This is a genomic window from Macrococcus epidermidis (genome assembly GCF_003259695.1).
Lineage (GTDB): Bacteria > Bacillota > Bacilli > Staphylococcales > Staphylococcaceae > Macrococcoides > Macrococcoides epidermidis.
The window spans coordinates 14,099-38,952 of sequence record NZ_PZJH01000007.1 but is presented as its reverse complement, the minus strand read 5'-3'; the positions used below and the strand labels follow the sequence as shown (position 1 = coordinate 38,952).

The 24,854-nt window shown below is 33.0% G+C and carries 27 protein-coding genes, 2 tRNA genes and 1 other annotated feature; of the genes, 25 read left to right on the top strand and 4 right to left on the bottom strand.

Annotation, left to right across the window (positions count from 1 at the left end):
- Positions 1–16: 16 nt before the first annotated feature.
- The gene (locus BHU61_RS11305; protein WP_099581668.1) at positions 17–826 is read right to left on the bottom strand and encodes an NAD(P)H-hydrate dehydratase; all 810 of its coding nucleotides are present in this window, start codon (positions 824–826) and stop codon (positions 17–19) included.
- 99 nt (positions 827–925) lie between these two features.
- Positions 926–1,133, top strand: a binding site (T-box leader).
- A 51-nt stretch (positions 1,134–1,184) separates the two neighbouring features.
- On the opposite strand from BHU61_RS11305, the gene serS reads away from it, so the two are divergent.
- The 7 genes from serS to BHU61_RS11270 all read left to right on the top strand — a co-directional run bounded on the left by serS (position 1,185) and on the right by BHU61_RS11270 (position 9,765).
- On the top strand, positions 1,185–2,456 hold the full coding sequence (serS, locus tag BHU61_RS11300) for a serine--tRNA ligase (protein ID WP_111716938.1): 1,272 nt from the start codon (positions 1,185–1,187) through the stop codon (positions 2,454–2,456).
- A gap of 263 nt (positions 2,457–2,719) precedes the next feature.
- Complete coding sequence (locus BHU61_RS11295; protein ID WP_111717025.1) at positions 2,720–3,235, top strand: YceI family protein; 516 nt, start codon at positions 2,720–2,722, stop codon at positions 3,233–3,235.
- Positions 3,236–3,375: 140 nt separating this feature from the next.
- Positions 3,376–4,293, top strand: coding sequence for a DUF2232 domain-containing protein (locus BHU61_RS11290; RefSeq protein ID WP_170122549.1), 918 nt, complete (start codon positions 3,376–3,378; stop codon positions 4,291–4,293).
- Positions 4,294–4,317: 24 nt separating this feature from the next.
- On the top strand, positions 4,318–6,285 hold the full coding sequence (locus tag BHU61_RS11285; RefSeq protein WP_111716934.1) for a DHH family phosphoesterase: 1,968 nt from the start codon (positions 4,318–4,320) through the stop codon (positions 6,283–6,285).
- Positions 6,286–6,287: 2 nt separating this feature from the next.
- Positions 6,288–6,734, top strand: a complete 447-nt coding sequence (gene rplI, locus BHU61_RS11280) for a 50S ribosomal protein L9 (RefSeq protein ID WP_111716932.1) — start codon at positions 6,288–6,290, stop codon at positions 6,732–6,734.
- Positions 6,735–6,752: 18 nt separating this feature from the next.
- A complete protein-coding gene (gene dnaB / locus BHU61_RS11275) occupies positions 6,753–8,150 on the top strand; it encodes a replicative DNA helicase (protein WP_099581677.1) in 1,398 nt (465 codons plus the stop codon).
- A gap of 319 nt (positions 8,151–8,469) precedes the next feature.
- Entirely contained in the window at positions 8,470–9,765 is a 1,296-nt protein-coding gene (locus BHU61_RS11270) for an adenylosuccinate synthase (protein WP_099581679.1), read from the top strand.
- 81 nt (positions 9,766–9,846) lie between these two features.
- Here BHU61_RS11270 and BHU61_RS11265 read toward each other — a convergent pair whose 3' ends face one another.
- A complete protein-coding gene (locus tag BHU61_RS11265) occupies positions 9,847–10,734 on the bottom strand; it encodes a YitT family protein (protein ID WP_111716930.1) in 888 nt (295 codons plus the stop codon).
- A gap of 130 nt (positions 10,735–10,864) precedes the next feature.
- Between BHU61_RS11265 and BHU61_RS11260 the strand changes: the two genes are divergently transcribed.
- The 13 genes from BHU61_RS11260 to BHU61_RS11200 all read left to right on the top strand — a co-directional run bounded on the left by BHU61_RS11260 (position 10,865) and on the right by BHU61_RS11200 (position 20,907).
- A tRNA-Glu gene (locus BHU61_RS11260) sits at positions 10,865–10,939 on the top strand.
- A 17-nt stretch (positions 10,940–10,956) separates the two neighbouring features.
- Positions 10,957–11,029 (top strand) — tRNA-Asp (locus BHU61_RS11255).
- Between the two features lie 170 nt (positions 11,030–11,199).
- Positions 11,200–11,901, top strand: a complete 702-nt coding sequence (gene yycF / locus BHU61_RS11250) for a response regulator YycF (RefSeq protein WP_096077737.1) — start codon at positions 11,200–11,202, stop codon at positions 11,899–11,901.
- A 6-nt stretch (positions 11,902–11,907) separates the two neighbouring features.
- Positions 11,908–13,746: a cell wall metabolism sensor histidine kinase WalK gene (walK, locus tag BHU61_RS11245; RefSeq protein ID WP_111716928.1), complete on the top strand. Its 1,839-nt coding sequence runs from the start codon at positions 11,908–11,910 to the stop codon at positions 13,744–13,746.
- Entirely contained in the window at positions 13,739–15,052 is a 1,314-nt protein-coding gene (locus tag BHU61_RS11240) for a YycH family regulatory protein (RefSeq protein ID WP_170122548.1), read from the top strand. Before walK ends, BHU61_RS11240 begins: the two co-directional genes overlap by 8 nt.
- Positions 15,052–15,843 carry a two-component system regulatory protein YycI gene (locus BHU61_RS11235; RefSeq protein ID WP_111716925.1) on the top strand — a complete coding sequence of 264 codons (792 nt, stop codon included), beginning with the start codon at positions 15,052–15,054 and terminating at the stop codon, positions 15,841–15,843. The genes BHU61_RS11240 and BHU61_RS11235 overlap by 1 nt, the downstream gene beginning before the upstream one ends.
- A 17-nt stretch (positions 15,844–15,860) precedes the next feature.
- Positions 15,861–16,652, top strand: a complete 792-nt coding sequence (locus tag BHU61_RS11230; RefSeq protein ID WP_199798231.1) for an MBL fold metallo-hydrolase — start codon at positions 15,861–15,863, stop codon at positions 16,650–16,652.
- 299 nt (positions 16,653–16,951) lie between these two features.
- On the top strand, positions 16,952–17,431 hold the full coding sequence (gene rlmH / locus BHU61_RS11225) for a 23S rRNA (pseudouridine(1915)-N(3))-methyltransferase RlmH (protein ID WP_111716923.1): 480 nt from the start codon (positions 16,952–16,954) through the stop codon (positions 17,429–17,431).
- 140 nt (positions 17,432–17,571) lie between these two features.
- Complete coding sequence (locus tag BHU61_RS11220) at positions 17,572–18,090, top strand: GNAT family N-acetyltransferase (RefSeq protein ID WP_111716921.1); 519 nt, start codon at positions 17,572–17,574, stop codon at positions 18,088–18,090.
- Positions 18,087–18,509: a cytidine deaminase gene (locus tag BHU61_RS11215; protein ID WP_111716920.1), complete on the top strand. Its 423-nt coding sequence runs from the start codon at positions 18,087–18,089 to the stop codon at positions 18,507–18,509. Before BHU61_RS11220 ends, BHU61_RS11215 begins: the two co-directional genes overlap by 4 nt.
- A gap of 150 nt (positions 18,510–18,659) precedes the next feature.
- On the top strand, positions 18,660–19,028 hold the full coding sequence (locus tag BHU61_RS11210; protein WP_111716918.1) for a VOC family protein: 369 nt from the start codon (positions 18,660–18,662) through the stop codon (positions 19,026–19,028).
- A 130-nt stretch (positions 19,029–19,158) separates the two neighbouring features.
- Entirely contained in the window at positions 19,159–20,382 is a 1,224-nt protein-coding gene (locus tag BHU61_RS13630; protein ID WP_242444255.1) for a GNAT family N-acetyltransferase, read from the top strand.
- Positions 20,383–20,406: 24 nt separating this feature from the next.
- Positions 20,407–20,907: an isochorismatase family protein gene (locus BHU61_RS11200; RefSeq protein WP_111716916.1), complete on the top strand. Its 501-nt coding sequence runs from the start codon at positions 20,407–20,409 to the stop codon at positions 20,905–20,907.
- 47 nt (positions 20,908–20,954) lie between these two features.
- Here BHU61_RS11200 and BHU61_RS11195 read toward each other — a convergent pair whose 3' ends face one another.
- Positions 20,955–21,368, bottom strand: a complete 414-nt coding sequence (locus tag BHU61_RS11195) for a carboxymuconolactone decarboxylase family protein (protein ID WP_111716914.1) — start codon at positions 21,366–21,368, stop codon at positions 20,955–20,957.
- Positions 21,369–21,470: 102 nt separating this feature from the next.
- On the opposite strand from BHU61_RS11195, the gene BHU61_RS11190 reads away from it, so the two are divergent.
- The 3 genes from BHU61_RS11190 (at position 21,471) to BHU61_RS11180 (ending at position 23,682) form a co-directional block, all read left to right on the top strand.
- Complete coding sequence (locus BHU61_RS11190) at positions 21,471–21,884, top strand: Lrp/AsnC family transcriptional regulator (protein WP_111716913.1); 414 nt, start codon at positions 21,471–21,473, stop codon at positions 21,882–21,884.
- Positions 21,885–21,938: 54 nt separating this feature from the next.
- On the top strand, positions 21,939–22,784 hold the full coding sequence (locus BHU61_RS11185; RefSeq protein ID WP_111716911.1) for a hypothetical protein: 846 nt from the start codon (positions 21,939–21,941) through the stop codon (positions 22,782–22,784).
- A 292-nt stretch (positions 22,785–23,076) separates the two neighbouring features.
- Complete coding sequence (locus BHU61_RS11180; RefSeq protein ID WP_111716909.1) at positions 23,077–23,682, top strand: helix-turn-helix domain-containing protein; 606 nt, start codon at positions 23,077–23,079, stop codon at positions 23,680–23,682.
- Between the two features lie 111 nt (positions 23,683–23,793).
- On the opposite strand, the gene BHU61_RS11175 is transcribed toward BHU61_RS11180, so the two are convergent.
- The gene (locus tag BHU61_RS11175) at positions 23,794–24,210 is read right to left on the bottom strand and encodes a VOC family protein (RefSeq protein ID WP_111716907.1); all 417 of its coding nucleotides are present in this window, start codon (positions 24,208–24,210) and stop codon (positions 23,794–23,796) included.
- Between the two features lie 159 nt (positions 24,211–24,369).
- Between BHU61_RS11175 and BHU61_RS11170 the strand changes: the two genes are divergently transcribed.
- Complete coding sequence (locus BHU61_RS11170; RefSeq protein ID WP_111716906.1) at positions 24,370–24,660, top strand: hypothetical protein; 291 nt, start codon at positions 24,370–24,372, stop codon at positions 24,658–24,660.
- An 11-nt stretch (positions 24,661–24,671) separates the two neighbouring features.
- On the top strand, positions 24,672–24,851 hold the full coding sequence (locus BHU61_RS11165) for a helix-turn-helix transcriptional regulator (protein ID WP_379883824.1): 180 nt from the start codon (positions 24,672–24,674) through the stop codon (positions 24,849–24,851).
- The last annotated feature ends 3 nt before the right edge of the window (positions 24,852–24,854 follow it).

The window sequence follows — 24,854 nt, the reverse complement described above, 5'->3', positions numbered from 1 at the left end:
TCAGGATTGCTTTTTTCTATGCTTCTAACTTCTTCATCATATATGGTAATTCATCGATAATACGACTTGCTGGTACAACATACATTTCCTGGGCTAATTGATCTCCGATTAAGCTATGAATAAATACAGCTTGTTTAATAGCTTCTTCTGTATCGAATTGACCTAGGAAACTTGCAATAATACCTGCTAATGCATCTCCCATACCGCCTGACGCCATTGCTGCATTACCGACAGTAATTTTATAATCACCGCTTTTTAAATATAATTCTGTTTCATGTTTCTTTAATATAACATGTGCACCTAGTTCATCAGCTTTAGCACGGTTACGTTCAGGTGTCTGTTCTGCAATAGGAATGCCGCTTAATCGTTCCCACTCCATTTGGTGGGGTGTGAAGATAACGTTACATTTCGGTAATGGATGTTTTAATTTGCTTAATATAGTAATAGCATCACCATCTATAATTAACGTTTGATGTTCCTGAATGTGTTGAAATAATAATGTTAAAACATTATTACCCTGGAAATCCAGACCAAGTCCAGGACCGATTAAAATACTATCTGCATTGTCTATTAGTTTTGTCAGACGTTTTATATCATTAATGTCAGATACCATTGCTTCAGGACATCTTGAATGCAATGCTGTATGATTTGTATTGTGTGTAGCAACTGTTGTGAGTCCGCCACCACTGTATACACAAGCACGAGCTGCCATCATAATAGACCCACCCATATTCTGGTTGCCACCGATGAGCAATATGCGACCGTAATCCCCTTTATGTGTAAGTACTTTGCGTTTTGGAATGCTGATAGACTCAATAATTTGCATTATTATTCTCCTTATAATGTGATATCCTTATTCGCTATAGAATGACATAAATAGTTGTCATTCTTATATCTATATGATACTATATTATCAAATAAGATAATAAATTTGTCATTTGGGATAAGTAATGTTGAGGTAATTTTTAGAGACATAGCGGTTGGTGAAAGCTATGATACTACATACATGAAATTCTACCCATAATTAAAGTTTGGCAAACCGGTGATGAGCCGTTATGTAATGGAGAGAATAGTTGAGACGAAAGTTTTAACTATTAATTAGGGTGGCAACGCGTAAATACCACGTCCCTTTTGGGGATGTGGTATTTTTTTGTACCCAAAAATAAAATTAGGAGGCAATCAACATGTTAGACATTAAATTATTTAGAAATGATGCTGAGTTTGTTAAGAAAAAATTAGAAATGCGTGGTATTGATACGTCAATCGTCGATGAAATTTTAAATTTAGATTCAAAAACACGTGAATTGACTGCACAGACTGAGGAGTTAAAAGCAAAACGTAATAAAGCAAGTGAAGAAATCGCACTTAAAAAACGTAATAAAGAAAATGCAGATGATGCAATCGAAGCAATGCGCGCAGTTGGTGATGAGATTAAAACGATCGATGCAGAATTAAATACAGTATCTACAGATTTACGTGATAAATTAGTACGTTTACCTAACTTGGTAAGTGATGAAACACCTTTCGGTAAAGATGAAGATGATAATGTAGAAGTACGTAAATGGGGTACACCACGTGAGTTTGATTTCGAAGCGAAAGCACACTGGGATATCGTTGAAGATTTAAAGATGGCTGATTTTGAACGTGCTGCTAAAGTATCTGGTGCACGATTTGCGTTCCTAACTAAAGATGGTGCGCGTCTAGAGCGTGCTTTAATGAACTTTATGCTGGATACTCATCGTGAAAATGGCTATCAGGAGATGGTGACACCACAACTTGTAAATGCTGATTCTATGTTCGGTACGGGTCAATTACCGAAGTTTGAAGAAGACTTATTTAAAGTTGAAAAAGAAGGATTATATACTATCCCTACTTCAGAAGTGCCTTTAACAAACTTTTATCGCAATGAAATTATGACATCTGACATGTTACCGACTAAATTTACTGCGATGACAGCTTGTTTCCGTAGTGAAGCGGGATCAGCGGGTCGTGATACACGTGGTTTAATTCGTATGCACCAATTCAACAAAGTTGAGATGGTTCGTTTTGAAACACCTGAAAATTCATTTGCAGCATTAGAAGAGATGACACGTCATGCTGAAGCAATATTAGAAAAATTACAAATCCCTTATCGTACGATTAATTTATGTTCTGGTGATATTGGATTTGGAGCAGCAAAAACATATGATGTTGAAGTTTGGTTACCAAGCTATAACGCATATAAAGAAATTAGTTCTTGTTCAAATATGACTGATTTCCAGGCGAGACGTGCAAACATTCGTTTCAAACGTGATAAAGATGCGAAAGCTGAATTTGTGAATACATTAAACGGATCAGGTCTTGCTGTAGGTCGTACATTTGCAGCAGTTGTTGAAAACTATCAAAATGAAGATGGTTCAATTACTGTTCCGGAAGTACTTGTTCCTTACATGGGCGGACAAACAGTTATTAAATAATCTGGATAAAAAAATAAATTGTTTAAAATAATTTAGACAAGGTATCTGTAAAAGAGGTATCTTGTCTTTTTATTTTAAACATATGGTAATCAAAAAAATAAAAAAACAAAATAATATATTTTTTATACTTGTATATATTTAATATATCTGATATATTAAATATATAAGTTAGAAATAAGGAATGATTACATATGTTTAAAAAACTTTTTGGTAAAGACAAAGCAACAAAAACTAAAACAAATAACGAAAGAGGTAATTTAACAATGACAAACTTTACTTTAGACAAAACACACTCAGGAATTGACTTTTCGATTAAACACATGATGGTTTCAAAAGTTAAGGGAGAATTTACAGATTTCGATGCAACAGTTACTGGTGATATCAATGATTTATCTTCTTTAAATGTTAAAGCATCAGTTAAAGTTGATTCAATTGATACAAACAATGCTGATCGTGATGGTCATTTAAAATCTGGAGATTTCTTCAATGTAGAACAATACCCAGAAATCACTTTCGTATCTAAATCATTAACAAACAACACAATCACAGGTGACTTAACAATCAAAGATGTAACAAACGAAGAAACATTTGATTTAGAATTCAACGGAGTTCACAAAAACCCAATGACTGGTGGAGATGTGACTGGTTTAGTAGTATCAGGATCAATCAACCGTGAAAAATATGGTTTAACTTGGAACCAAGCGTTAGAAACTGGCGGCGTTATGGTTGGTAAAGACGTTAAATTTGAAGTTGGTGCGGAATTCTCAATCGAAGGTTAATTAATAATTTTTAGACTGCCTAATTATTAGGTAGTCTTTTTTTGTATTTTTAATAAAAATGTACATACATTGAGGTATTTTAAGTAAAGTTGTAAAATAGAATAGTTATAGAAATATTTTTTAGAAAGTGAGAATTTATGTTGAAGTTTGATTTAAGTAAGACAATTATCGTTACGATGATTATGATGATGGCAACGTTACTGATAAATTTCTTGCCATTTATGGCATTCATTATCGCTCCGTTTTTGCTTTTACCGACTGTATATTTGTTCTGCAGGTCGCGTAATAGTTTTTATATCATGAGCTTAATCGTAATACTTATTACTATTTTTATGTCGATATTTACGATGCAGGTCATAATGGGATCGATATTTGCTGGGTATATCATAGGTCAATTATTGATAGAACGTACATCAAAAGAACGCATGCTATATATCCTTACAGTTTTTTATAGTATATATACACTTGTATCGATTATCTTCCTTCAGGTAACTGACTATTTACCTAAAGTACAGACGTGGTTTAAGCCAACAATTGATATTTATAATGAATACTTGTCTAAAGGTGTTAAAGAAGGCACAATTCCTGCTTATCAGTTAGAAATGTTTAATACAAGTATGAATGAAGTGATTAAACAAGTGCCTGGAATTGTTATTTTAGCGCTATTTTTATTAGCCTTATTACAATTGGTGATAACTTTACCTGCATTACGCCAGTTTAAGATTGCAACACCTAACTTTAGACCGTTATCTACATGGCAGATGCCGAAAGTACTATTAATTATTTATTTATTTGTACTATTAGCGCATTTTGGAATATCAGAAACTGATTATGTTCCACTCGGAATCGTGATAAACTTAAGATATGTATTAGAGTGGATGTTATTCATTCAAGGATTATCTTTATACAGCTATTTTATAAAGATGAGAAAGATTCATCCGATTGTCAAAGCTTTTATATTCTTTATCGCGTTTTTATACGCGCCCATTACGCAACTTTTCGGAATTATTGATTTGATGGTAAACTTAAAGAAAAGAGTGCCGAAAAAGTTTAAGTAATAAATAATTTAATGAGGTGTCACAATGAATAGAAAGTACAATAAGCAAACATTAATTATGCCATTTATTGTTATGTGTCTCGCAGCTTTTATTGTCACAGGAATACTTTATACGGTACATCCTATGACAGCGATGGTTACATTCGGCATACTTTTTGTCATCACGTGCATCAGTCTTTTCTATTTAAGATATGGTATCAGACACAACGAATCTTATATTGCGAATTTATCAACATCTATTGATAAGGGAAAACGTTATGCAATTAGTGAATTACCCATCGGTGTCATTCTTTTAGATGAAAATGAGCATATTGAATGGCATAATCATTTTATTAATGAGAAGATTACTGCCCCTATTATTTCAGAATCTATTCATGATTTGTTTCCTAATTTGCTGAATCAACTTAAAAATACAGGCGTAAAAGAAGCTACTGCCAACTTTGAATCTTACAAATTTAAAGTAACATATGGTGAAAATTTAAATACTTTGTATTTCTTCGATATTACCGATAAAGTTGAAATAGAACAATTATATGATGAAGCTAAACCTATTATTGGAATATTGTTCCTGGATAACTTTGATGAAATTACACAAAACATGGCTGATGCACAACGTACGGAAATTAATAGTATGATGTCGACTGAAATTAATAAATGGGCTGAAGAAAATAACGTATACATTAAACGTTACCAATCAGATCAATATATGATGTTCTTTAATCAAAAGATCTTACATAAAATTGAAGAGACAAAATTTAATTTATTAGATAATATTCGTGATAAAAGTCGAGAAATCAAAACACATATCACTTTGAGTGTCGGTATTGGTGAAGGTTCTGAAAATTTACTGGATCTTGGTACTTTAGCTCAATCAAGTTTAGATTTAGCACTTGGCCGTGGCGGCGATCAGGTAGCGATTAAGAACATGAATGGAAACGTTCGATTCTATGGTGGTAAAACTGATCCTATGGAGAAACGTACACGCGTTAGAGCACGTGTTATCTCTCATGCACTCCGCGATATTTTAATCGAGGGTGAAAACGTCATTATTATGGGACATAAACGTCCTGATATGGATGCGATCGGTGCTGCAATTGGTGTTGCACGCTTTGCTAAGATGAACAATTTAAAGGCAAATATCATTTTAAATGATTATGATGTTGATGATACTTTATCCCGTGTTATGGCTGAAATTGCAGAAAAACCTGAGCTCGATGAAATATTTGTGTCTTCTGAAGAAGCATGGAATTTAATGACGAAGAAGACGACATTGGTTATCGTAGATACACATAAACCTGAAATGGTGATTGATGAAAGTATATTAAATAAAGCGTATCGTAAAGTGGTGATCGATCATCATCGTCGTGGTGAATCATTTATCGATAGTCCACTGCTTGTGTATATGGAACAATATGCAAGTTCTACAGCAGAGCTTGTAACTGAATTACTGGAATATCAACCGACAGAACATAAGTTGACGCGTTTAGAGGCAACGGTAATGCTTGCCGGTATTATTGTTGATACACGTAACTTTACGCTGCGTACAGGTTCCAGAACATTTGATGCAGCAAGTTTCTTAAGAAACCATGGTGCTGATACGATTCTTTGTCAGCATTTCTTAAAGGATGATATTGAAACGTATATTAAACGTTCAGAAATTATTCGTACCGTGCAGTTAGAAGATAATGGCATAGCAATTGCGCATGGCCCGGTAGGTGAGATCATTCATCCGGTTATTGTTGCACAAGCTGCTGACGAGCTTTTAGGTATCGAAGGTGTTGAAGCATCTTTTGTGGTGGCAGAGCGAAAAGAGAATGTCATCGGTATTTCTGCGAGATCGTTAGGAGAAATAAATGTTCAGCTTGTTATGGAAAGTATGGGTGGCGGTGGTCATTTATCAAATGCTGCAACACAACTTGAAAATGTCACGATCAATGAAGCAATTTTGCAATTACAACAAACTATAAATGAACAAAGTGAAGGAGAAGATTAGTTATGAAAGTTATATTTACGCAAGATGTTAAAGGAAAAGGTAAAAAAGGCGAAATTAAAGAAGTACCAGTAGGTTATGCAAATAACTTCTTATTAAAGAATAAATATGCTGTAGAAGCTACACCAGGAAACTTAAAGCAGTTAGAAGCACAAAAGAAACGTGTTGAGTTAGATAAGCAACATGAATTAGAAGAAGCGGAAAAACTAAAAGAGAAATTAGAATCACTGGAAGTAAAAGTAACAGCGAAATCAGGTGAAGGTGGCCGTTTATTTGGATCTGTAAGTTCTAAACAAGTAGCTGATGCTTTAAATAAGCAACACGGTATTAAACTTGATAAACGTAAAATGGACTTACATGATGGTATCAGAAGTCTAGGTTATACGAATGTACCGGTTAAATTACATAATAAAGTAAGTGGTACATTAAAAGTTCACGTTACAGCAGAATAAAATTTCGAGGAGGATAATATGTCAGATTATCTTGAAGGTAAGAAACTGCCTTTTAATTTAACAGCTGAGCAATCTGTATTAGGTGCTATCTTTATTGATAATGAAGTATTATCTTCTGTGCTTGAAACATTATTGCCGCTACATTTTTACAGACAAAGTCATCAGAATATATTCCAGGCAATGCTTACTTTATCTGAACAAAACGATGTTGTAGATATCATCACTGTTATGAATCAAATGACGCAGGACGGAACGCTTGAAGCGAGTGGCGGTGAACTTTATCTTATTGAATTGTCAGAGAAAGTTCCTACTGCTAGAAACGTTGATTTCTATGTGGATATTGTTTACCGTGATGCTGTAAAGCGTCGTTTAATTCATGTTGCTGATAGTATTATGGCAGATGGGTATAATGAGTCACTTGATTTGGAAACATTACTTGCAGATGCTGAAAAACGTATAATGGAAGTATCAACCAATCGAGGCGCAGATGGATTTAAAGAAATTAAAGACGTGTTAACACAAGTCTTTAATAATGCGGAAGAACTTGATAATAATAAAGGGCAAACGCCAGGCATACCAACCGGATATCGTGACCTGGATCAGATGACTGCAGGTTTTAACCGTAATGATCTGATTATTATTGCTGCACGACCATCAGTTGGGAAGACAGCGTTCGCTTTAAATATTGCCACACAGGTGGCTACAAATGATCATCCGTATACGGTAGCGATATTTAGTCTTGAGATGGGTGCGGATCAACTTGCGACACGTATGATTTGTAGCACAGGGAATGTTGATTCAAATCGTCTGCGTACTGGACAGATGGACGGAGAAGATTGGAATCGTTTCACAGTCGCTGTTGGTAAATTATCTCGAACAAATATTTTTATTGATGATACGCCAGGGATTCGTATTACAGATATCCGTTCAAAATGCAGACGACTTCATCAGGAACATGGACTGGATATGATATTGATTGACTATCTACAGTTGATTCAAGGGTCTGGAAGTCGCTCAAGTGAAAATAGACAACAAGAAGTCTCTGAAATTTCACGTATGTTAAAAGCATTAGCACGTGAATTAGAATGTCCTGTGATCGCTTTATCTCAGTTATCTCGTGGTGTAGAACAACGACAAGATAAGCGTCCGATGATGAGTGATATTCGTGAATCCGGATCGATTGAACAAGATGCGGATATTGTTGCCTTCTTGTATCGTGATGATTATTATAACCGTGGACAAGGCGAAGATGGCGAAGAAGTGGAAGTTGATGCAGGTGCACAAGATGAGAATGGGGAGATAGAAATTATTATCGCCAAGCAGCGTAACGGTCCTACAGGGACTGTTAAACTGCACTTCTTGAAACAATATAACAAATTTACTGATATTGATTATGCACATGCGGATATGATGTAAAAAAACTATAAAACACGTACTTTAAATCAAAGGATATATTTAAAGTACGTGTTTTTGTTTGTAATTTACAAATAAATTTCATGAATGTTTGTACTTATTATATTGATTTTTGAATAAAAATATTAAATTTCAAAACGAAAAAACAGTATAAATCAAATGCAATAAAGAAAAATATTCATTTATACATTCCTAAATACATAAAACCTTAATTCATGAGGAAAAATTATGTATAATTATTAATGTTCGGTTTTTGGTTGATTTTTCAGCTATATATTGATAGAATGGCTAAGGTTAGTCAAGAAAATTTGGAGGTGCACGCATGTCATCAATCGTAGTTGTTGGGACGCAGTGGGGAGACGAAGGTAAAGGTAAAATCACAGATTTTTTAGCTGAACAGGCAAATGTGATTGCTCGTTTTTCAGGTGGTAATAATGCAGGTCATACTATTAAATTCGGTGGAGAAACGTATAAATTACACTTAGTACCATCAGGAATTTTCTATTCAGATAAATTATCAGTAATCGGTAATGGCGTTGTTGTAGATCCGGTTGCTTTATTAAAAGAATTAGATGCATTAAATGAACGTGGTATAAGTACAGATAACTTACGTATCTCAAATCGTGCCCAAGTTATTTTACCGTACCATTTAAAACAAGATGAATTAGAAGAAGAAAAGCGTGGCGACAATAAAATCGGTACAACGAAAAAAGGTATTGGACCGGCATATGTTGATAAAGTACAACGTATCGGGATTCGTATGGCTGATTTATTGGACGAAGAAACATTTAGAGCAAAGTTAGAAGAAAACTTAAACGCTAAAAATGAATTATTCGAAAAAATGTTCAATGCTGAAGGATTCACTTTTGATGAAATCTTTGAACCTTACTTTGCTGCAGGACAACGATTGAAACAATACACAGTGGACACTGCAAAAGTATTAGATGACGCTTTCGAAGCAGAAGAAAAAGTATTGTTTGAAGGTGCACAAGGTGTGATGCTTGATATCGATCATGGTACGTATCCATTTGTTACATCAAGTAACCCGATTGCAGGTAACGTAACAGTTGGTACTGGTGTAGGACCAACTTTTGTTGATAAAGTTGTAGGCGTATGTAAAGCTTATACATCACGTGTAGGAGATGGGCCATTCCCAACTGAACTATTCGATGAAGATGGGCACCATATCCGTGAAGTAGGTCGTGAATACGGTACAACAACAGGACGTCCACGCCGAGTAGGTTGGTTTGATTCAGTTGTATTACGTCATTCACGTCGTGCGAGTGGTATTACAGATTTATCAATTAACTCTATTGATGTATTAACAGGTTTAGAAACTGTTAAAATCTGTACGGCATACGAATTAGATGGTGAAATTATTACTGAATACCCTGCTAACTTAAATGCATTAAATCGTTGTAAGCCAGTATTTGAAGAGTTACCTGGATGGACTGAAGATGTTACTGGTGTTAAGACGATGGAAGAATTACCAGATAATGCACGTCGTTATTTAGAGCGTATTTCTGAATTATGTAATGTTAAGATTTCTATCTTCTCAGTAGGACCAGATAGAACGCAAACAAACTTACTTGAAGATTTATGGCAAACTGATAAATAAGCTTTAGATAAATGATAAATATAAAAATAGCAATAAAGGAATCTATTAAAATAGACTACTTTATTGCTATTTTTGTATGTTTTAATGAATATCTCTCTTTTTGAATCTTCCGCCTTTAACTTCCGATACGTTGCCGATTGCAACAAATGCACTTTCATCATAATGATTAACGATGTCTTTTAATTTAAATTCTTCTAGACGAGTAATGACACAGAAGATAACTTTCTTATCTTCACCAGTATAAGCACCTTCTCCAGTTAAATATGTAACACCACGACCTAAACGGTCATTAATAGCATCACCAATTTCTTCGTGCTGATCACTTATAATCCAGACAGATTTAGATTCATCTAAACCTTGCTGGACGATATCAATCGTTTTAAAAGCAATAAAATAGGCGATTACTGAATACATTGCTGATTCCCATGTAAAGATGAATCCGGCAGCAACATAGATGAAGAAATTAATAACCATAACGATTTCTCCGACTGAAAACGGAGATTTATTACTAATAAGAATGGCAAGAATTTCAGTGCCATCTAATGAACCACCATAACGAATGACGAGTCCAACACCAAGGCCAAGAATCACCCCACCAAAGATAGTAACTAGAAATTTCTCATCCGCAAAAGGAGGAACGGGATGTAATAGAGCTGTACCAATTGATAAAATAGTAATGGCATATAAAGTTGATAGAGCAAATGTTTTACCGATTTGTTTATATCCTAGGTAAAAGAATGGGATATTTATTAAAAAGATAAATAATCCAAGAGGTAGTTCAAGTAAATGTGAAGCCATAATTGAAATACCTACAATACCTCCATCGAGTAATTTGTTAGGTACTAAAAAGAGTTCGAGTGCCACTGCCATGAGAATTGCACCTAAAGTAATGAAAGAAAAACGCTTAATCTTTTCTTTTAAAGGCAGCTTGTTGTGTTGTTTTACCACTTTTTCCAAGGGTATCGACATAACATGCTCCTTTCTTTAATAATTCAGAGTATATATATCAATTATACTAAATTTTTTAATATTTTTTAAAAATAATGCTTGATAAATGTAAATTCAACATGCTATAATCAATCTTGTGCTATTAATTAATGGCCCCTTGGTCAAGCGGTTAAGACACCGCCCTTTCACGGCGGTAACACGGGTTCGAATCCCGTAGGGGTCACCATTTAATTTAATACATTAGGTCCCGTGGTGTAGCGGTTAACATGCCTGCCTGTCACGCAGGAGATCGCGGGTTCGATTCCCGTCGGGACCGCTAATTAGTAAGGCAATCGCCTTACTCATTCATATTTAGAAGTTAGACTTTTGTCTAGCTTCTTTTTTTATGTGGAAGGTATAAAATGCGACCTTATAGAAAAAAGTACAAAACAGTGGTAAATTATAGAGTAGGATATTATTGAATTTTACCAGAGAAGAGGGACGCCAATGTCGAGAAAAATCGTTGTTGTAGATGATGAAAAACCGATTGCAGATATATTAGAATTTAACTTGAAAAAAGAAGGCTATGAAGTACATGTTGCTTATGACGGTGATGATGCTGTAGATCTTATCTATGATGTGCAACCAGATATCGTATTGTTAGATATCATGTTACCTGGTCGTGATGGTATGGAAGTATGTCGTGAGGTGCGTAAGAAATATGATATGCCGATTATTATGTTAACAGCTAAAGACTCTGAAATTGATAAAGTATTAGGCTTAGAGTTAGGCGCTGACGATTATGTTACGAAACCATTCTCAACACGCGAATTGATTGCCCGTGTTAAAGCGAATTTACGTCGTCATTACACACAGGCACAAACTGAAGAAAAAGAAGAGTCGACAGATATCGTTATTAAAGATATTATCGTTTATCCTGAAGCATATTCTATTAAAAAGCGTGGTGTAGATATCGAACTTACGCATCGTGAGTTTGAGCTATTCCATTACTTAGCAAAACATATCGGGCAGGTAATGACGCGTGAACACTTACTGCAAACAGTATGGGGTTATGATTATTTTGGAGATGTGCGTACAGTGGACGTTACTATCCGTAGATTACGTGAAAAAATTGAAGATGATGCAAGCCATCCGGAATATATCGTAACACGTCGTGGTGTAGGATACTTCTTACAAACGCAGGAGTAGTGCAGAATGAAAACGTTATATAAAAAGCTTCAATCTTTGCACATTAAACTCGTTGTAATCTATGTATTACTTATTATTATCGGTATGCAGATTATTGGGTTATATTTTACGAATAACTTAGAAAAAGAGTTAACGAAAAACTTTGAAACAAATATTAACCAGCAAATAAAATCAATCAATTATGATATAAGAAATATATATAAAGAAAATAAAAAAACACCGAATAGAATACAACGAGAGATTCAAAAGACTGTTGATGAATATGCATTGCGTACAGAAATCGATACAATCCGTTATGTTGATAATTCAGAAGTTATTTTAGCGACAAGTAGCGATTCAAACCGTGAGAGTATTAATCAAAAGATTAATGATAGCCAGATTAAAATGTCTCTTTCTTTAGGTAAAACAAATGATCGTGTAAAACTGCGTGATGATCCCGGTGGTAAAGTACGTGTCTGGATTAAAAATTTCCCGATCAAAGATAACAATAAAATTTTAGGTGTTATCCATGTCGAGGAGTCCATTGAACCGGTTTACGCACAACTTATGAAGATTAACAGTATCTTTATTATCGGTACAGGATTGTCTTTATTAATAACAATCATATTAGGATTCTTTATTGCCCGCACTATTACGAAACCAATTTCAGATATGCGTAATCAGGCATTAGAAATGTCAAAGGGTAATTATACAAATCGTGTTAAAGTTTATGGAAATGATGAAATCGGTGAACTTGCTTTAACATTTAATAACTTATCGAAACGTGTGCAGGAAGCACAAGCGAACACTGAAAGTGAGAAACGTCGTCTTGATTCTGTAATTACACACATGTCTGATGGTGTTATTGCGACGGATAGACGTGGACGTGTACGTATTGTAAATGAAATGGCATTAAAGATGCTCGATATGAATAAAGATGAAGTAGAAGGTCGTCACGTATTAGATATTTTAAATATTGAAGAGCATTATTCGTTAGATGAATTACAAGATATCGCTGGTGGTATTGTTATTGACCTTAATGAGAAAGAGCAGTTAATTGTGCGTGCTTCATTTTCTACAATTATTCAGGATACAGGATTTATTACGGGTTACATTGCCGTATTACATGATGTTACTGAACAACACCACGTTGAGAATGAACGTCGTGAATTCGTAGCCAATGTTTCACATGAATTGCGTACGCCGCTAACTTCTATGCGCAGTTATATAGAAGCTTTAGAAGAAGGTGCATGGAAAGACGATGATTTAGCACCCCAATTCTTAAGCGTTACACGAGAAGAGACTGATCGTATGATTCGTCTTGTAAATGACTTACTGCAATTGTCTAAGATGGATAACACAGATGATCATCTTAATAAAGAACTGATTGATTTCAATATGTTCATTCATAAAATTATTAATCGTTTTGAAATGTCTGAAGGTAAAAATGCTACGCTTATTCGTGATATTCCGAAGACGGGTATATTCGTTGAGATTGATCCGGATAAGATGACACAAGTATTTGATAACGTGATTACGAATGCATTGAAATATTCAAAAGGTAAAAAGAAAGTTGAATTCCACGTGAAACAAAATACTTTATTTAATCGTATGACCATTCAAATTAAAGATAATGGTATTGGAATTCCATTGAATAAAGTAGATAAAATCTTTGATCGTTTCTTCCGAGTAGATAAAGCAAGAACGAGAAAAATGGGTGGAACAGGTTTAGGACTAGCCATTAGTAAAGAAATCATTGAAGCACATAATGGACGTATTTGGGCAAATAGTAAAGAAGGATTCGGTACATCAGTTTATATTACACTTCCGTGTGAAGTATTAGATGACGGTGATTGGGATGTTTAAGAGTATCTTAAAAGGGATTATTCTGTTAACACTCGTGATATCTAGTATAGTGTTGACCTATAAAATATGGAACTTTAGACCGAACCTTGCAAATATCGAAACGTCTATTACTAAAACAAATACAGCACTTAGTCCAAAAAATGTAGATGATATCAACAGTATCTTTCTACCCTATCAAGTCGTTGTATATTCAGATAATAATATATATGGCACAACAGATAAGGATATGTTACTTGAATTTGTTAAACGCATTTCAAGTTTAAAAGTTTCTGACATTAGTGATAAAAATCAAGGTATTTCATATATGTCTAAATCTTTAAAAGATAAATTTGTTATTTTAGATTATGCTGGTGAATTACCTGTTGCCATGTATTTAACAGATATTTTAGACAATACAGTAAAAGGTGATAGTAACGCGCAATTTAAACGCATTATTATTGATAGTCATAAACAACAAAATATCATTCTTTACATGATGACAAATGATAATCGTATGTTAGAAATTGAAACAAATGGTTCTAGTAAAGCATTTAACACATTAGTAAAATCATCTCGTAAATCGATGGAGAGTTATACAGGTGTTATTACAAATGAAAGAACAACTGATGAATTAACAAGTTTATATGTACCGGAAAAGCCGAAACAAACGCAAGCATACAGCTACCTGGCAGATAATATTAATGTAGATGACATTAACAAAGCGGTACTCGGCGATAAAAATAGTATTATTGAACGTTCGGACAACAATCGTTCTAAAACTTACAATTCAAACACAGGTATTGTAAAGATGACGAATAATGAAAACTATAAATTTAATAATTTATCAGAAGTCGATCATGGGAAACCAAATCCGATGAATAACTTGATTAATTCATTTAATTTTATTAGTGAACATCGCGGATTTACGGATGACTATCGTTATTTTGGCGTAAGGCATGCGGATAGTGCAATTAAATATCAAATGTTCTTCAAAGGATACCCGGTATTCAATCGTCGTGATTTATCTGAGATAGATATTATTTGGGGAGACGATAACATTTATGAATATAAACGTGGACTGTATACAACAAGCGTAGCAGTACCAGCAAAGCAAAAAGTTAAACAACTCCCGACAGCTGAAGAAGTACGTTTTGCATTAGCATCGAATAAACATTATCAATTTGAACGTGTATCGAACATGATGATTGGTTATAATATGGAACGCTCAGATGAAGAAACCATTCAATCAACGTTATCATTTAAACCTGCATGGTTTATTAAATATAATGATGAATGGAAAGAGTATGATAATGGGAGGCTGAAATAATGGATTGGAAACATGCCACATCGTTATTTATCTTTGTATTCCTGATTATCAATATTGCTCTAGGCTTTATCTATCATGAGAAAGTTCAACGCGCAAATATTGTTGAAGATGCTAAATCAGAACGTATTGATTTTGATAAAGAAGGTATCAAGTTACCAGAACTACCTTCTGCTAAGCATGTGATGATGAATATTATGTCTGCAAAGAGTGCTGGATTTACAGAAAACTCAGCTGACTTTGATAAAAAAAGCGATGAATTAAAAACAGTCGTAACTAGTGAAGTCAAACCTAAAATTAAATTATCTAAAATCGAAGAAAGAGCGATAATTAGTGGCTTAAAAGAGTATATCAATATTGAAATAGATAAAGGAAAAGAATATACACTTAGTGGCATAGATAGAAAAAAACATACTCTTTACTTTGATCAAGTATATGGCAAGTACCCGATTCTAAATAATGATAAAGCACAGCTCGCATTTCGATATAATGATAATAATGAAGTGACAACTTATAAACAAACCTATCTTAAAGATATACAAGAAGGACTAGGAAAGAATAACGAAAAGAAAAAAGTGATTCCAGCGAAAGAAGCGATTGAAGTATTGTACTATAAAACAGCTTTAGAACGTGGCGATACAGTGACATCAGTGAGGCTTGGATACTATTCAATCGTACGAGAAATACGTGGACAAGTGCTGAAGCCAACATGGCAAATCGCTGTACGAAAAGCAAATGGTACGTCGACTACTTATTATGTAGATGCTGTGAATCCAGAGCAACCAATATTGTAAATTAAGTGAGTGATTTGATGATTAATATGTCAGTACTAGCAAGTGGTAGTACGGGGAATGCAGTGTACGTTGAAAGTGAGAAAGGATCGCTACTCGTCGATGCAGGACTAACAGGCAAGAAGATGGAAGGTTTGTTTGAACAAATCGGCCGTAAAATAGAAGATTTAAATGGGATACTTGTGACGCATGAACATATCGATCATATTAAAGGATTAGGTGTGCTTGCAAGAAAATATAAGTTACCGATATATGCGAATGAAAAGACGTGGGAACGCATTAATCGTGCTGATGGAAAAATACCCGATGAGCAGAAATTCATTTTTAATCCATATGAAATTAAGACATTAGCAGGAATGGATATTGAATCATTTAATGTTTCGCATGATGCGGTAGATCCACAGTTCTATATCTTCAATAATAACTATAAAAAGTTAACGGTGATTACAGACACAGGGTACGTATCAGACCGTATGAAAGGTATGATACATGGATCAGACTGTTTCGTATTTGAAAGTAATCATGACGTAGATATGCTACGCATGGGACGCTATCCATGGAGTACGAAACAACGTATATTAAGTGATATGGGACATGTATCCAATGAAGATGCGGCGTATGCGATGAGAGATGTGATTACAGGAAGTACGAAACGTATCTATCTATCGCATCTATCACAAGATAACAATATGAAAGACTTAGCGCGTATGAGTGTTGAGCAGGTGCTGAATAAACATGATATCGATACAGTGAATGAAGTGATGATACATGATACAGATAAAGCAGTACCGACGAAAATATATGAAATTTAGTGGTAATATATCAAACTAAATAAAAATATCGAGTAAATAAATTATTAACAAGTGGATAAGTCAGGTTATTCACGAAAAAATGTGTATAACTAGGGATAACTTTGTGGATAAGTACCGATTTATACACAATGTATAAAGATGTCCGGTAAAATGGGCATCTTTTTTTATTTTTATACAGAGTAAAATGTTACATTTGCTATTATTAATGATGAAAATATGATTATAATAGGGTTGTGAAATGTGCATATGTGAGTAACTTGTGGATAACTAGGATAACTTTATAAAAGGAATGAATAAAAATGAAAATAACAATTATAACTGTGGGTAAATTGAAAGAAAAATACTGGAAAATGGCAGTAGATGAGTATGTGAAAAGATTAGGTGCCTATACAAAAATGGAACTGATAGAAGTCGCAGATGAAAAAGACTTTGATAACATGAGTGAAAAAGATATTGAAATTGCGAAGGAAAAAGAAGCACAGCGTATATTATCAAAAATAAAAGACGATAGCTTCGTGTATACACTTGAGATATTAGGAAAGCAACTAGACTCATTGCAACTATCTAAAGACATCGAACAAAAAATGAATACCGGAAAAAGCCATCTGACATTCATCATTGGAGGATCAAACGGACTACACCAAAGCGTGCTGGACAGATCAAACTACGCCCTATCATTCAGCAAGATGACCTTCCCACACCAAATGATGAAAGTCATTCTACTTGAGCAAGTGTATAGAGCGTTTAGGATTATTAGGGGGGAAAGTTATCACAAATGATGCGGTTTTTTTCTAGAAAATACCGCAGTCTTTTGAGATACACTCATGCTTATCATAAATAATGAGGTTTTTAACAATCTTCTTTAACGTTTTTTTAAGTACACTTTACATAAATTATTGAAATAGAGAGTGAGATTTTTATGACTATACTAGAAACAGAACGTATGATTTTAAGAGAATTACGAACAGAAGATAAATTCTCTCTTTCTAAAGTATTATCTGATTCTGAATCTATGCAATTTTACGATCATCCGTTTAATGAGCATGAGATTGAAGAATGGATTAAGTGGAATATCGAAAATTATGCTATATATAATTGTGGTCTATGGGCGGTTATTCTGAAGGAGGATGGGACTTTTTTAGGTGACTGTGGTATAACGATGCAAAATATTGATGGAGAAGTACTACCTGAGATTGGATTTCATATTATTAAAGAATACTGTAATAAAGGTTATGCGTCAGAAGCGGCAAAAGCATGTATGGAGTATGCTTTTGATGTATTAGGGTTTGAACAAATATATTCATATTCAACTATAAATAATTTACCATCTCAAAAAGTAGCATCAAAAATTGGGATGAAGAAACATAAAGTATTTGAAAAGAACGGGTTACAACATATTGTTCAAATAGCTATCAAAGAAAAGGAGAGTATAATATGAGTATCGAACAAAAATTATTTGATGAAGCTAAATCTTTTATTATTAAACGTTTCCCTAAAGGATGGGGAGGTGCTGCAGCGATGTATTCCAAGAAAGGTGAAATTTATATTTCAGTTGCTCCCGAGGTTATAAATGCTTCAACAGAATTATGTATTGAAACAGGTGCAATTTTAGAAGCTCATAAATTTGATGATATTATTACACATAGTATCTGTGTAGTAAGAGATGATGAGAATAGTGAATTTAAAGTGTTAACACCATGTGGTATATGCCAAGAAAGATTACTTTATTGGGGTAACAATGTTAAGGTGGCTGTCACTAATGATAGTAGCAATTTAGAATATAAGACATTAAAAGAGTTACAGCCGTTCCACTGGACAAATGCATATGATGATATCGAATATAAAGAGTACTTATAAAACCTAAAGGACAGTGTAGAAAAGTAAGGAGTTAAGCATTGCTCGTTTTGAGTAATGCTTTTTCTTATAATCAGTAATAAATTTAAAGTATTATTACTCTCAAAAGTTAAGTGATAATATATAGCTATGAATAACTTGGGGGTATGATAAATGGATAATTATAATGGATTAGACCATGTACAAGTGGCAGGTCCAAAAGGCAAAGATACAATTGCAATTGAATTTTATGAGGGAGTTTTAGGATTTAAGCATATCGAAAAACCAGACACTCTTAAGAGTAGAGGTGGTGCATGGTTTGAAATTGGGAGAAATCAACAGCTACATTACGGTGTAGAAGATGATTTTCGTTCTGCAAATAAGGCGCATCCAGCATTTATAGTAAAGAATTTAGAAACTTTAACAGCTTTATTAAATAAAAAGGGCTATGATTTTATTAAAGACGATTTATTGCCACACGCAAAAAGAATATTTTTATATGATCCTTTTGGAAATAGATTAGAATTCATGGAATTAAAATAAGTGTTCTAGTGAATTACGCCTATAAAGTTGAACTGTAAACCTCAACTTTATAGGCGAATATTTTATAAATTACCTCACTCTTAACCGATACGCTGAGTCGTATCATAAATAATAGTGGAAGGTGATGTGCATGGATTACAATAGACTGTATCAAAGATACATAGGGAACTATAAACCTTTACCTAAAGATATTAAATCGATAATAGACCTTATAAAGAACCGTTTACGAGGATATGAAATTCCACTGGAAAGTTTGAGTAAAGAAGAGTACATATATGATGACGATATTGATGAACATCATGTTTACAAACTATTTCATGTAAATGACGACGATATCGTTAATGAGTATATAGATGTAGAAGAATCTTTAAGTCCAGAAGAAATAGCTCAAGATAAAGCTTTATTTTTAACAGAGTGGTCAGAAGAAGAATGGGAAGCAATTAATAAAAAATATTATACGGATGATATGAAATTTAAACATGACTACGATAAGCTGATTATTAAGCACAATGAGCAAAAAGCATTTTCAATAATATTAGAAAGTATTGATGATGTTAATATTTCAGCTTTCAAAATACTTGGCAGTAGTCAAAAAGCATTTGATTTATTAGTGTGTTATATAGGTATTATAGGAGTGTATGTGAGCATGAGATACAATGATTTTAACCAGCCCATTGGAGAACCGGTTAGCAATTTTACAGTAGGTGCACGTCCTGATATTTCTGTTTTAAATGGTGAGAGTGTAAGAATAGAAAGAATCAGTCCTTCACACTTTGAAGATCTTTTTGAAGTGTATGGAAGTTTGTCATCTGAAGATAGTTTGACATATATGTCTTTTGACAGATTTGAGAGTAAAGAAGCGTTCAAATCGTTTTTTGAACGTCTATTAAATTCAGATGATCCATACTATTTGTCTATCATTGAAAATAAATCGAATAAAGTGGTAGGGTGTTTTTCTCTTATGAGAATTGATCCTAAAAATAGAGTTATAGAAGTAGGGAGTATTGTATACTCTAATAATTTGAAAAGAACAGTACTTGCAACTGAGGCACAATATTTATTAATGAAATATGTATTTGAAGTGTTATGTTACAGGAGGTATGAGTGGAAATGTGATAGCTTAAATGATCCTTCCAAGAAAGCAGCTGAAAGATTAGGTTTTACTTTTGAAGGGACTTTTAGACAGGCGATTGTTTATAAAGGTCGTAATAGAGACACAAATTGGTATTCAATTCTTGATAATGAATGGCCAAATATAAAAATGTGTTTTGAGAAATGGTTAAGTGCATCAAATTTCGATGAGAAAGGACTTCAAATGCAATCTTTAAGAGAGATGATAGCTAGTAGTAGATGAATTTACAGAGATAGGTGGATTAATATGACAAAAGCAGATGCTTTATTAGTAATTGATATGCAAAACGGTGTGTGTTTTGAAAATGGAAAAATATATGATTATGAAGGTTTAGTTGATAGAATTAACAATGTAATCGAAGCATATCATAAAGAAAATAAGCCAATTATATTTGTACAACACGAAGATGAGGATTTAGTCCAAGGTACGAAGACTTTTGAGGTTGTAGATGATATCAAAAAAAGTTTAGGAACACATAATATTTATAAAACGCATGCAAATGCGTTCTATCATACGAATCTTCAACAAGTACTTGAGGAATTAGAAGTGAAATCACTTGAAATTTGTGGTGCTGAAACACCGTTTTGTGTGGATTCAACGGTGAAATTTGCACATGGTTTAGGATATAAATTATATATGAAAAGAAACATGACATCGACCAACTACAATGATATTATGACACCTGAAGAATCAGTAAAATTTTATGAAATGATTTGGGACAAAAGATTTGTTGAATTTATAGATTAAAGAAGAGGTAACCGTATTTTTGTGGTTACCTTTTTGATGTATGATGTTTAATCTTCAGCAGTAAGTTTTAATATCGATCCAAAATGCTGTTGAGCTGTAGTGAATAAAGTAAAAGTAATTAATTCAATAATTTCTTCATTTGTCATTGAATCTTTTAATAACTGAATAGTAGATTCAGGTACATTTTCTTTCATTTTTAAGTACACTTCTACAAAACCAATACAAAGTATAGATTTTTCGTCTTGAAATTTATTAGTAGGTCTACCCTTTGCTTTGCAGTAAAGACATCCATTTTCTTGCGCAAGTACTCTTCTTAATTCTTCTTTTAATTCTTTACTCAATGCGCCGTCTTCACTTAAAACGTCTGCTAGGTTATTCCAAGGGTTAAGGATAATTTCATTGTGTCCTAATAATTTTTGGAAAGGTGTATCGCCTATCTTACTATAATTTATTAATGTCATATTATCATCTCCTTGAATTAATAATATACGTGATATAATTAAGAATTAATAAATTAAATAAGGAATTAAAGTATATGAGCTTTAATAAAAGAGGTAATTTAAATGGAAGACTTAATTAATGAGAAAATATTAAATACATTAGAAATGAACAGCCGAATTACGATTAATGAGTTAAGTAAACAGGTGAATTTATCTGCTCCAGCGGTAAGAGAACGAATAAATAAAATGGAGGAGCAGGGAATAATAAAAGATTATACGATTAATATTGATTATAAGAAGTTAGGATATGATGTTGAGATTCTAATTGAAATTATCATTAAAAATAATAGATATAAAGATTTCAAGGAGTTCATATCTGAACAGGATAATGTTGAATTTTGTTATCGTGTATCAGGAGAAGCATGTTTTGTTTTTAAGGTTAGATTGGAAAATATGGGCGCAGTCGAATCATTTATTGATCTATTACAGCCATACGGACATACAAAAAGTCAGTTTATTTTTTCATCATTTATATAATATATAGATAATTTATTAACAAGTATCATTTTTATTAAGGTTGGGTGTAAATATATGTTATTTAAATATTTCTTGAACTTAATATTAGAGGATGAGGAGTCTTTTGGTATTGATCCATATCCAGATTCTTTAAAGATTACAGAAGGCATAATTAGTGATGCTCAAAATCGATTAATTACTATTGAAGTACATGCAAAAGATATCGAACCTATATTTATTAGACTAGTAAAAGATAAAAAATTTGAATCAATAATTGATGGATATGGGATGTACGTTGATAGAGAAACTTTAGATTTTGAAGATGAAGCAGAACAAGGATATTTTCTCACAGTATTACTGGACAAAAGAAATGAACCTATATTTATTTGGGATCCTCTTATCGGTAAATTAAGTTATGATCAATCTATTCAATCATATATCAAGTGTGATAATGAAAACCTAAAACCACCATATTTATTACCTGTGGAGAAAAGTGAGATGCTTATTGTGGGAGGCATAATATATACAGGTAATGACGCTTATCTGTTAGAGATGGAAGATGATTATCGAGAGCGTTTGTTAATGAAGATGATGAACCATAAGAAATCAATTTTTATCAAAGGTAAAGAATTGATGGATTATTTGACGGAAAACCATATAGATTATCGAGAAAAGTGTAATCATATATTTTTTGATTATAAGTTAGATGATAATACCATTAGAGAATTAATGAACTGTACTAGTCATGATGGTAATTATAATGTTCAGGGTATGTATTTTTTAGATGAAAATTTAGATTTAGACACAGTTCATTTTGAAAAGTATAGAAAAAGATTTGTGATTGAGATTAAGAATGAACGAGCATTTTATATCAGTACTGGAAGCGATGATTCATATGCATTTAACTTAAATACTAGATAAATGTTACTAAAATTGATTGCTTACTTTCTCAGTTAATAATTAATCTCAGGTACTTGTCTAGTTATTAACTGATTGGTTTTTATTTTTACAAGTTAACCTCACTCTTAAACGATACGCTGAGTCGTATCATAAATGATGCGGTTATTTTCTTAGAAAATATTATAAATAAGTAATAAAAGTATTACTGACGCCCTTTGTCGCTTTGTTGTCGGCTCATTGTCACTTTACTGACGTGTAATAATTTGGAGATATTTAGTATACTTTTCCTAACCAATTGGAAAGGAATGAGGTTATGAAAGAAAATAATAATGTTGCTCAACTAAGAAAAGCCAAGGGATGGACACAAGAAAGATTAGCTGATGAAGCTAAGTTAAGTGTGCGAACAATTCAAAGAATTGAAAAAGGTGAAGAAAGTAGTTTGGAAAGTATGGGACTTGTAGCAAATGTGTTAGCAGTTCCTATAAGCGATTTATTCAATCAAAATAGTGTAGACGATGAAAACAATATGATAAAAGATTATTCATATGAACAAATGGAACAAATAAATGAACGTCGCGCAAAGAAAAAGTTGTTTCTGTTATTTATTATTATATATAACTTTTTCATGTTATATGTTGGGGCACAACTAGAACATATTAAGGATGAAAAATATGCTTTGATATTTAGTATACTATGGGTTGTATTATTTATATGTGGATGGATTCTGTTGATGTATATAAGAGAATCATATTGGAAAAAGAAATTGGATAAATTATACCCTTTAACTAAAAATATAGATATTAATAAAAAGGCTGAAAAAAAACCAGAATATAAATATGTAGAAATTGCATCACAAATATGTTGGAGAATAGTAGTACCATTATTGTTTATTCTTAAATTTGTGCTTCATGTAATATGAAAATGAAATAGATAAATAATACTTTCATTGTGTCTATGTTCAGAATATAGTCTAATTTTTTTATTTCCTCGGAAATATAGATAGTAGCGATGAAAAATCGCTACTTTTTATTTAATATTTTTTTGAAACACTACCCATTAACTTCTCAAAATCTTCATCACTAATATTCGATTCCGTTAATGTTATTTGATAACCATCAGGATCAATGATGGTCATCTCAATCGCATTCCGCGGTATCTGTTCTAACGGTTGTAACACATACTTCTCGGATATCGACTTTGCAATCGTTTCTATATCATCAACAAGAAGATTAATGAAACAACCATTTCCACTAGTAAAGTCATCAGACTGAATCAGCATAATATCCTGATATTTTTTCAGTCTTAGATGATTCATTATTACTTCATTTGATTCATTACGAAACTTGAATACACTTTGAAATCCTAAAGTGTGACGATACCAATTCTCAGCTTTTTCACTATCTCTCACCAATATTTTATTAAACAACGGCATTTGATAGAATTCCATGTCATCACCTCCTTACTTAAATCGTAAGGTATAACGCGACGTTAGAGTAAAGAGGAAAATATGTTGGGAATGATAAATGTTAAAAGTTCTTTACATTTTAGTGTAAAAATTATACTATAAGAATGTAAAGAACTTTTAACATTTTGAGGAGGGATTTAGATGAGAAAACCAGATGAGATGGAATTACATCAATCAAACCAAAGTATTAAATTGAGTTGGATATTCGGTATGGGGATGCTGCTGATTATGAGTATCTCTCACTTTGTCGTTAACGGTAGTCTTTCTAATTCATTTTTAGTGATGTTATCAATGTTGATAGTTTATCGAGTTAATATAATGATGATGCAAAGTAAAATGGGAAATGACAAAATAAAACCTATTGTAATAACAATGTTCCTTGTATTCGCAATTTGTCTAGTACTAGGTTTGGTATATGGATATTTAAGCTGATGAAAAACAATTTGAAGATATTAAGAAAAGAGAGAAAAATAACCCAAGAGCAATTAGCAAAATCAATGGGTGTAACGAGACAAACTATTATTGCTATAGAACAAGATAAATACGATCCAACCCTAAAGCTTGCATTAGCTTTAAGTGAATACTTTGAAGCGACTGTGAATGAAATCTTTTATATGAAATAGAAC